This window comes from Nocardia fusca NBRC 14340, from assembly GCF_001618425.1.
Classification (GTDB): Bacteria; Actinomycetota; Actinomycetes; order Mycobacteriales; family Mycobacteriaceae; genus Nocardia; species Nocardia fusca.
In genome coordinates this window covers 158311-167946 of the sequence record NZ_BDCU01000050.1, presented here as the reverse complement: position 1 = coordinate 167946, position 9636 = coordinate 158311, and the positions used below count along the sequence as shown (strand labels likewise).

Sequence of the window (9636 nt, the reverse complement as noted above, 5' to 3'; positions counted from 1 at the left end):
CTTTCAAGGTAGGGGACCCATTCGTGGGTCCCCTACCTGCATTTCTGCCTACGGTGATATGGCCCGTAAACTTGGTGTGAGCACAAATCCACCATTGTCGGCGGTTCGACCGTGTCGCCGGCGCACTCCATTGATCCAGTCTGGTAACCGAGAGAGGGACCCGCCGTGCCGGAACAGAACAATGGCCGGAAACCGTTCCGGCGCAATTCTTCCGGACCCGATGCCGGCTTCCGTCGCGGCGAGGGCGCCGGTGACGGCAGGCGCTCGGGTGGCGATTCCGGCGGTGCGGGAGACACCGGCCCTTCGGGTGGCCGGGGTGGTTTCCGCCGGGACGACAATCGCGGCGATGCCCGCCGGAGCAGCGAACCGGACGCCAGGGGCGCGGGACGTGGACGGCCCGGGTCCGGCGGTAGCGGATTCGGTGGTGACCGGCCCCGCGATGCGCAACGGGCGGATCGCGCCGGCCGCGAGGAGCGGACCGGATCTGCGGGGCAGCGCGACCGCGGCGCCGACCGGGCGGGAGGCCGCTCGGGTTTCCGGGCCGAAGGGGCACGGTCGAACTGGGAGGACAATCGATCCCGCGGTCCGCGTCCGCAGTCGCGCCCGGATGGTGACAAGCGGGAGTACGGAACGCGTGAGCGCGGGGACTTCCGGTCACAGGGGCGCTCTTCATTCGGTGACTCGGATCGAGGCCGGGACAATCGCGGCGCCGGGCGCGCGGACAGCCGGGGCGGTGCGGACGACCGCCGGTTCGGTGGGCGCCCGTCCGCGCAGTCCGCTCACGGTGCCGATGAGCGTCGTTTCGGTGGACGGGCTGGCTCCGACCGGCCCGATCGGGGTGCCGACGACCGCCGCTTCGGCGGGCGTGGTGGGTCGGAGCGTGGGAGCGAGGAGCGTCGTTTCGGTGGGCGCGGTGCGTCCGATCGGCCGGACCGCGGGAGCGACCGGCCGCGCCGGGACCGGGTGGGTCCGGTGGAGAGCAGCAACAGCGGTCCGGGATTCTCTCGCGGTGGCGACGGCGGAGCGCCTCGGCGTCGGGGCGGTGAGGGTGGGGGCCGTGGGACCGATCGCCGCCCGCCGCGTCCCGACGAGCCCGATCTTCCCGACGAGGTCCAGGCCGGTGATCTGGATACTTCGATCCGGCGTGACCTGCTGAGCCTGGACAAGGGCAATGCGGAAACCGTTGCCCGGCATCTGGCCATGGCCGTGCAGGTTCTCGACGACGATCCGCAGCTGGCATTGGCCCACGCGCGGGCCGCGCGGCAGCGGGCCGGACGGATCGCTGTCGTGCGGGAGACCGCCGGCGTCGTCGCCTATCACGCCGGGGAATGGGCCGAAGCCTTGTCCGAGCTGCGTGCGGCGCGGCGGATGGCGGGCGGGTCCGGCCTGCTCGCGGTGATGGCGGACTGCGAACGCGGTCTCGGCCGACCCGAACGCGCGATCGAAATAGGCCGCAGCGATGAGGGCCGGGCGCTGACCGGCGACGAGGCGATCGAACTGCGTATCGTGGTCGCGGGCGCGCGGATGGACCTCGGTCAGTACGACCAGGCCGTGGTGACCTTACAGACCTCCGACCTCGACCCGTCCCGCACCGGGGCGGGTCCCGCGCGGCTGTTCTATGCCTACGCCGACGCGCTGGTCGCGGCCGGTCGTACCGATGAGGGGCAGACCTGGTTCTTCAACGCGGCCGCCGCGGACCTCGACGGCGAAACCGATGCCGAGGAGCGCGCGGCCGAACTGACCGGCGAGGCCTGACCTACGGCTGTCAGGGCCGCGTGACCGACCAGTTGAGCTCGGTCCGCAAATCGGCCGGGTCCATATGCGGATCGGGTTCGGTGAGGTAGACCTCCCAGCGGTCGGCTCCCGGAACCAGGCCCTGCTCGGTGATCCAGCCGTGCAGGCGCTCCCAGGTGACGCCCAGCGCGTCGAACGCGCCGTAATGCACCACGCGGGCGACCCGGCCGGCCGGGAGCACACCGGGGACGACGTCCCCGTCGGGGCTGATCCGCCGGTCTACGGGAAAGCCCACCTCCAGTTCCGTGGCCTCCTCGGAGGCGGTTCCCCACCGGGACAGAGCCGGGCCGGTGATCACGGCCTCCTGCGCGGCGAGGGCCGGCGGCAGGATGCCGAACGAGGTGTCGAAGAACGAGATGGTCTGCGCCGGCGCCACCCGGCCGCGCACCACGGCGGTGATCGTCTCGGCGATCTCGAGCAGTTCGGGTTCGGCTGTGCGGTCGGCTGGGTCGGCAGTCACGGTTCTCCTCGATGCGGTCGTCGGTCGGCCGCTGCGGGTCGGCCTCTATCCGATCCGACGGGTCGCGGCGCGGGAATTCATCGGTGTTCGCCCACCGTGTTCACCGCGGCCGGGGACGACGGACGGGACGTCTGCCGTCCCCGGCGTGCCGGGAGTCGTCGACCGGGCCGTGCTGAGCGGGCGGGCTCTGCCGGGGCAATGCCTGCGGACCGGGATTCGCGGGCGAGTGGGCGTGAAGAAGAAGAGTGGACCGGCCGGCACCGCCGAGATGATCGGCGCCGCGCTACGCCGGCCAGGCAACCGGAACCCTCCACTATGTCTGCCACCGCGGCGCAAGTGCTATCCGGTAGTGCCCGGGCGGCGGACATCGACACCCGCAGCCCGGCCGGGATCGACACCCGCAACCGGCCAGCACGTTGGTCGCCGGTCCATCGGGGTGGCCGTGTGGGCCGCGGAAGCGGCTGGGTGTCCGGGACGTCGGGGGCAGGACGTAGGGTCCGGGTGTGCGGGAAGCGAGCGAGACACCGTTGCGGGACAGGTACGAGGCGCTGCTACTGGATCTGGACGGGACCCTCTACCGGGGTGCCGACGTGATCGACGGTGCGCCCGAGGCGCTGGCCGGCGGGACCCAGCGATCGGTGTATGTCACCAACAACGCGAGCCGGGCGGCGGGCAGCGTGGCGGCCCACCTGGCCGAGCTGGGGTATCCGGCTACGGAGGCGGATGTGGTGACCAGCGCGCAGGCGGCGAGCCGGTTGCTCGCCGAGCGGCTGGTGCCCGGATCGGAGGTGCTGGTCGTCGGCTCCGACGATCTGGCGGCGGAGATCAAGACGGCCGGTCTGCAACCGGTGCGCCGGGCGACGGAGACGGTGGCGGCGGTCGTCCAAGGGCATTCGCCGCAGACGGCCTGGCCGGACCTGGCCGAGGCGGCCTACGCGTTGCGGGCGGGAGCGGTGTGGGTGGCGGCCAATACCGACCGGACGCTGCCGAACGAGCGCGGACTCGCGCCGGGCAACGGCGCGATGGTCGCGGCGCTGCGGGCCGCCACCGATCTGGAACCGGTGGTGGCCGGCAAACCATATCCGCCGCTGCTCGAAGATGCGCTGATCCGGGCGGAGACGCGCGCGGCGCTGGTCGTGGGTGACCGGCTCGACACCGATATCTCCGGTGCGCAAGCCGTGGATCTGGATTCACTGCTCGTACTGACCGGGGTCAGTACGGCCGACGAACTGACCGGCCTGCCGGAAGAGGAACTGCCCACCTACGTCGCCGATAGCCTGGACGCCCTGCGGCAACCGCCGGTGCCGGGCCTCGTCGCCCCCGAGGATGTACGCCAGCAACTGCGGGCGTACCCGGGCCGGGCGCTGACGGTGCGCGCGCCCCGTTCGGAAATCCGATAGCGTTGAGCCCACGATGACTACCCCGACTCCCCGCCCGAACACTCCCGGCACCGCCCGCTCCGGAGTGCCGCTGCCCGGTCGGCATCTACCCGGCGCCGCCGGGCACGGTGAACCCGCCGACCCGGAACGGATCCGCGCGGAAGTGCGCGACCTGCTCGCCGAACTCGGGCCCGTGCCGAATACCGGAGGCGCGACCGGGGACGAGTCCGTCGGTGCCGATCTGGCCCGCCGTGCGCACATCCTGGACCAGGCACACGAAGTGCTGGTGCGGGCGCTGGCCACGGTGGACAAGATCTGAGGTGGCCAGGCGGGCGCGGGTGGACGCGGAACTGGTCCGCCGTGGTCTGGCACGGTCACGGGAACACGCGGTGGAGTTGATCGGCGCCGGACGGGTGCTGATCAACGGCACCGTCGCGGTGAAACCGGCGACCGCGGTGGAGACCGGTACTCCACTGGTGGTCAAGGAACAGGTCGACGAGGTCGCCTGGGCCTCGCGTGGGGCGCACAAACTGCTGGGCGCGCTGGAGGCGTTCGAACCGCGGGGGCTGCGGGTCGCGGGCCGGCGCTGCCTCGACGCCGGGGCGTCGACCGGCGGTTTCACCGATGTGCTGCTCAGCCGGGAGGCGCGCGAAGTGGTCGCGGTCGACGTGGGTTACGGCCAGCTGGTGTGGAGGCTGCGTACCGACGACCGGGTGCGCGTGCACGACCGGACCAATGTGCGGAGCCTGACCGCCGATGATATCGGCGGGCCGGTGGACCTGGTGGTCGCCGATCTCTCGTTCATCGCGCTGACCCTGGTACTGCCCGCGCTGGCGGGCTGCGTGGTGCCGGGCGCCGATCTGCTGCCGATGGTGAAACCGCAGTTCGAGGTCGGCAAGGACCGGGTCGGATCCGGCGGGGTGGTGCGGGATCGGCAACTGCGGGCCGACGCGGTGTGCTCGGTCGCCGCCGCTGCCGCGGATCTGGGGTTGCAGACCCGCGGCGTGGTGGCCAGTCCGTTGCCGGGTCCGTCCGGCAATGTCGAATACTTTCTGTGGCTGCGCCGGGACGAGTCGGCGAGCTACACCGCCGACGAGGTGGGGGAACTGGTGCGGCGGGCCGTCGAGGAGGGGCCACAGTGAACACGGAGGCGTCCCGGCCGCGGGAGATCCTGCTGGTCTCCCATCCCGGACGGGCCGAGATCAGCGAGACGGCGCATCGGGTCGCGAAGATCTGTGCGGAGGCCGGAATCGGGTTGCGGGTGCTGGCGGATGAGGCCTACAGCACCCGATTCGACGCCGGTACCGAGCCGATCACCGACCCCTGCGGATATCCGGTGCAGGTGGTCGCCCACGAACCGGACGCGGCTCTGGGCTGTGAGATGGTGCTGGCGCTCGGCGGCGACGGCACGCTGCTGCGCGGTGCGGAACTGGCCCGGCAGGTGACGGTGCCGGTGCTGGGTATCAACCTGGGCCGGATCGGATTTCTCACCGAGGCCGAGGCGGAGAATCTGGACGAGGCGCTCGCACAGGTCGTCCGGCGCGACTACCGCGTCGAAGAGCGGATGACCCTGGACGTCAATATCCGGCTCGACGACGAGATCATCGAACGGGGCTGGGCGCTGAACGAGGCCAGTATCGAGAACGCGGCCCGGATGGGTGTTCTCGAAGTGGTGCTCGAAGTCGACGGGCGACCGGTCTCGTCCTACGGTTGTGACGGGATCCTTGTCGCGACCCCTACCGGATCGACGGCGTATGCTTTCTCCGCGGGCGGGCCGGTGGTGTGGCCGGAATTGGAAGCGCTGCTGGTGATTCCGAGCAATGCGCACGCTCTGTTCGCCCGCCCCCTGGTCACCAGCCCGGATTCACTGATCGCGGTCGAATCCGTTGCCACCGGCCATGATGCGATAGTTTTCCTGGATGGCAGGCGCACCCTCGCACTGCCGCGGGGCGGCCGGGTCGAAGCGGTCCGGGGTGCCGAGCCGGTGCGGTGGGTGCGGCTGGATTCCGCGCCGTTCGCGGATCGGATGGTGCGCAAGTTCGAGCTGCCGGTCACGGGTTGGCGGGGCCGGCGGCGAACGGAGGGCACACGTGCTGACAGAGATAAGAATTGACGGACTGGGCGTCATCTCGACGGCCACCGCGCAATTCCACGAAGGGCTGACTGTGCTCACCGGGGAAACCGGAGCGGGCAAGACGATGGTGGTCACCAGTCTGCACCTGCTGAGCGGTGCGCGCGCCGATGCCGGACGGGTCCGGCTGGGCGCGAATCGCGCGGTCGTGGAGGGCCGGTTCACGCTCGACGAGGTGAACGAGTCCGCACGTGCCGAGGCGGAGCGGGTGCTGGAATCGGCGGCGGCCGTTGCCGACGACGACGGTACGGTGATCGCGATCCGCACGGTCGGCAGCGACGGGCGGTCCCGGGCGCATCTGGGCGGTCGTGGCGTACCGGCTTCGGTGCTGGCCGATTTCACCGCGCCGATGCTCACCGTGCACGGCCAGAACGACCAGTTGCGATTACAGCGTCCCGAACAGCAGTTGCACGCGCTGGACCAGTTCGCCGACGCGACGGTGGGGCCGCTGCTGCGGGACTACATCGAACACCGCCGTGCCTGGCTGGATGCCCGGACGACGCTGCTGGAACGCACCGCGCGCGGCCGGGAGATGGCGGCCGAGGCCGAACGGCTCACCCAGTCGCTGGCCGAAATCGACGCCGTCGCGCCGGAGCCGGGAGAGGACGAGCGCCTGGTCGCGGAGATCCGGCGACTCAGCGATCTGGATTCGCTGCGGGAGGCGGCGGCGACCGCACACGAGGCGCTCGCCGGTCCGGCCGACAACGCCGGCGAAGGGGTCGGGGCACTGGACGCGCTCGGCGTGGCCCGCTCCCGGGTGGAGGGCGCCGAGGATCCGGCGCTGGCGGCGCTGTCACCACGGCTGGCGGAGGCGATCGCGGTGGTGGTGGATCTGACCACCGAACTGAGTGGTTACCTGTCGGATCTGCCGTCGGACCCCGGCGCGCTGGAATCCATGCTGTCGCGACAGGCGGAGTTGAAATCGCTGACCCGTAAATACGCACCCGATATCGACGGCGTGATCGCGTGGGCGGAGGAGGCACGGACCCGGCTGGATTCGCTGGATGTCTCGGAGGAGACCCTCGCGGCGCTGACCGCCGAGGTCGAGGCGGGTGCGGAACGGGTGCGGGTCGCGGCGGTGAAACTGTCGCAGGCGCGGACCGCCGCCGCGGGTGATCTGGCGGCGGCGGTGACCGAGGAACTGAGCGGGCTCGCCATGGGCAAGGCGCGGCTGGAGGTCGAGGTGCGGCCGCTGCCGGCCGGTGCGCAGGATTCCGCGCCGCTGCTGATCGACGGCGCCGAACTGCACGCGGGCCCGGCCGGGGTGGACGAGGTGGAGTTCCGGCTGGCCGCGCATTCCGGTGCGCAGTCGCTGCCGTTGAGCAAGAGCGCGTCCGGCGGTGAGCTGTCCCGGGTGATGCTGGCCCTGGAGGTGGTGCTGGCCGGTGCCGAGCACGGGGCGACAATGGTGTTCGACGAGGTGGACGCGGGTGTCGGCGGCCGGGCGGCGGTGGAGATCGGGCGGCGGCTGGCCCGGCTGGCACGCACCCATCAGGTCATCGTGGTGACGCATCTGGCGCAGGTGGCGGCATTCGCCGATACGCATCTGGTGGTCAATAAATCCGATGACGGCGAGGGCGCCGTGAATTCGGGGGTCCGGGCGCTGACCCAGGACGAGCGGATCGTGGAGCTGGCCCGCATGCTGGCCGGGCTCGACGATACCGAGACCGGCCGCGCGCATGCCTGGGAGTTGCTGAACACCGCCCGCGCCGAGCGGATGGCGGCGTACTGACCGGTGGTCTTCCCGGTCCGCGGTGCCGAGCGGTGCTCAGCCACACCGAAGTGACCGTAGAACCGGGCCGGCGGCGGTACCTATGCCACGCGTACCACCAACGCGTCCGCCCGAAGTCGGTGACGGACCCGTCGTCGATGCCGGGACGTGGACCGATACCGACTGCCGAACTGCCGGAGGGAGCCGGTACCGGCCGAGGGTCTCGCCCGGCGGGCGGCAGCGCGGCCCCCGACCCCGTGCCGGCAGGTCAGTCGACGGCTTTGCGCGCGGCGGAGATGAACTGGTTGATCAAGCCTTTGAGGCCGATCTCGAGCACCTTGGCCGGGACGGGGAGCGACGGGTCGGAGGTCATCGTGTAGGTGACCCGGGTGCCGTTGTCGGCGTCGGCGAAGGTGATGACGCCGGTATGGCTCTTCACCGGGGCGCCTTTGACGATCTTGTACTCCATCCGCTCGTTCGGCACCAGCGCGGTGATCTCCTCGACCACCCCGACCGGGCCGATTCCGATCTTGTGCCGGGCACCGACGCCTTCTCGTTCGGTGGTGCCCGGTGTGACGAGCGTGACGTTCACCGCAAGGAACGGATCGATGCTCTCGCGGTCGGCGAACAGCCGGTACACGGTCGCGCGCGGGGCGGCGATCACGGTATCGACGGTGGTGCTGGCCATGGAGACTCCTCTTCGTATAGCTGTCCCGGGCAGCTTACGGCGCACGGCAGTGGATTTCCGTACTGCGGCGAGGCCGCCCGGCGCGCCCGGTAACCGATCGATAGCCGTCGCGTATCGAATCGCGGCGTGTCTCCACCAATGGTTGAGGGTTTACGGCGATCATCGCTGCATGAGGATGCTGGCGCTGCTGTCGAAGAATTCGGAGACGCTGCCCGGCCGGACCGGCACCGCCCGGGTCGACCGTGATACCCGGCGGCTGCTCGAACGCGTGGAACCCGGTGATATCGCGGTCCTCGACGAAATGGACCTGGACCAGGTCACCGCCGACCGGCTGCTCGCGTCCGGGGTGGCGGCGGTGGTGAACACCTCGCCCTCGATCTCCGGGCGCTACCCCAACCCGGGACCCGAACTCCTGGTGGCCGGCGGCGTGCTGCTGCTGGATACGGTCACCTCCGACGCCTTCGGGCGGATCAAGGACGGCGCGAAGGTGCGGATCGAGAACGGGGTCGTCTACGCCGACCGCCTCACCCGCCGGGCACCCGAGGTACTGGTCGAATGCCTCGAACTCGACGAAACCGCGGTGGCCGACCGGCTGTCGGAAGCGCGCAACGGTCTCGCCGGCCATCTCGAAGCCTTCGCCGGCGGCACCCTCGATTTCATCCGGACCGAATCGTCGCTGCTCATGGACGGTATCGGGGTGCCCGATACGGATCTGGACCTGAACGGCCGGCAGGTGGTGGTGGTCGGTGACGGGCCCGGACATGTCGAGGACCTGAAAAAGCTCAAACCCTTCATCAAGGAGTACGCCCCGATCATGATCGGGGTGGGGCAGGGCGCGGAGGCCGTCCGGCGTGCGGGATACCGGCTGGATCTGATCGTCGCCAACCCCGAGCTGCTCCCCGCGAAAATCCTCACCGGCAGCGCGGAGCTGATCGTGCCGGCGGAACTGGACGGTTACGCGGAGGGGCTGGATCGGGTCAAGGAACTCGGGATCGGCGCGATCACCTTCCCGTGCTCCGGGACGCCCGCCGACCTGGCGCTGCTGCTCGCGCATCACCGCGGCGCCGCGCTCATCGTCACGGCGGGCGCACCCGCCTCCCTGGAGGAATTCTTCGATCGGTGCCGCCGGGACAGCAACCCCGCGACATTCCTGACGCGTCTGAAGGTCGGGGGCGCGATCATGGACGCCACCGCGGTGGCCACGCTGTACCGGAGCCGGGTGTCCGGGACGCTGATGGCGCTGCTGGTCCTGGCCGCGCTCGTCGTGCTGATCGTGGCGGTGCTGGCCGCCGGCCACGGGAGCGAGGTGCTCGCGCCGGTGCAGGACCTGCTGCACCGCGCCGATCTGTGGGTGCGGGAGACGCTGAGCCGGCCCGGGTAGAGCGGGGCACCGCGGCCGGCGCCCGGATGCGACGCGGTATCCGGGCTGCTCGCGCAATCACGCAGCATCGCGGGGAGCGGGCGGTCCCGCGA

Annotated in this window: 8 protein-coding genes and 1 pseudogene; 7 read left to right on the top strand and 2 right to left on the bottom strand. The window is 70.9% G+C overall.

Annotated features, from left to right (window positions below; translation table 11 throughout):
- Positions 1-768: 768 nt before the first annotated feature.
- A pseudogene (locus tag NF4_RS37070) lies at positions 769-1755 on the top strand (tetratricopeptide repeat protein); the annotation flags it as partial.
- Positions 1756-1765: 10 nt separating this feature from the next.
- Here NF4_RS37070 and NF4_RS30015 read toward each other — a convergent pair.
- The gene (locus tag NF4_RS30015) at positions 1766-2254 is read right to left on the bottom strand and encodes a GyrI-like domain-containing protein (protein ID WP_063130735.1); all 489 of its coding nucleotides are present in this window, start codon (positions 2252-2254) and stop codon (positions 1766-1768) included.
- A gap of 503 nt (positions 2255-2757) precedes the next feature.
- Here NF4_RS30015 and NF4_RS30010 point away from each other — a divergent pair.
- The 5 genes from NF4_RS30010 to recN are packed head-to-tail and all read left to right on the top strand — an operon-like array spanning position 2758 to position 7496.
- Positions 2758-3654, top strand: coding sequence for an HAD-IIA family hydrolase (locus NF4_RS30010; RefSeq protein WP_063130734.1), 897 nt, complete (start codon positions 2758-2760; stop codon positions 3652-3654).
- A gap of 13 nt (positions 3655-3667) precedes the next feature.
- Positions 3668-3952 carry a hypothetical protein gene (locus tag NF4_RS30005; RefSeq protein WP_063130733.1) on the top strand — a complete coding sequence of 95 codons (285 nt, stop codon included), beginning with the start codon at positions 3668-3670 and terminating at the stop codon, positions 3950-3952.
- Between the two features lies 1 nt (position 3953).
- Positions 3954-4775: a TlyA family RNA methyltransferase gene (locus NF4_RS30000; RefSeq protein ID WP_063130732.1), complete on the top strand. Its 822-nt coding sequence runs from the start codon at positions 3954-3956 to the stop codon at positions 4773-4775.
- Entirely contained in the window at positions 4772-5746 is a 975-nt protein-coding gene (locus NF4_RS29995; RefSeq protein WP_063130731.1) for an NAD kinase, read from the top strand. The genes NF4_RS30000 and NF4_RS29995 overlap by 4 nt, the downstream gene beginning before the upstream one ends.
- On the top strand, positions 5724-7496 hold the full coding sequence (gene recN, locus NF4_RS29990; protein WP_063130730.1) for a DNA repair protein RecN: 1773 nt from the start codon (positions 5724-5726) through the stop codon (positions 7494-7496). Before NF4_RS29995 ends, recN begins: the two co-directional genes overlap by 23 nt.
- Before the next feature lie 247 nt (positions 7497-7743).
- On the opposite strand, the gene NF4_RS29985 is transcribed toward recN, so the two are convergent.
- Positions 7744-8163, bottom strand: a complete 420-nt coding sequence (locus tag NF4_RS29985) for an SRPBCC family protein (protein WP_030521257.1) — start codon at positions 8161-8163, stop codon at positions 7744-7746.
- Positions 8164-8332: 169 nt separating this feature from the next.
- Here NF4_RS29985 and steA point away from each other — a divergent pair, with 169 nt between their 5' ends.
- Entirely contained in the window at positions 8333-9544 is a 1212-nt protein-coding gene (gene steA, locus NF4_RS29980) for a putative cytokinetic ring protein SteA (RefSeq protein WP_063130729.1), read from the top strand.
- Positions 9545-9636: the final 92 nt, after the last annotated feature.

What these genes read in the sequence shown, in the direction of transcription:
- steA (WP_063130729.1), top strand. Translation starts at nt 8,333, where the DNA reads ATGAGGATGCTGGCGCTGCTGTCGAAGAATTCGGAGACGCTGCCCGGC.
- NF4_RS29985 (WP_030521257.1), bottom strand. Translation starts at nt 8,163, where the DNA reads ATGGCCAGCACCACCGTCGATACCGTGATCGCCGCCCCGCGCGCGACC.
- NF4_RS30005 (WP_063130733.1), top strand. Translation starts at nt 3,668, where the DNA reads ATGACTACCCCGACTCCCCGCCCGAACACTCCCGGCACCGCCCGCTCC.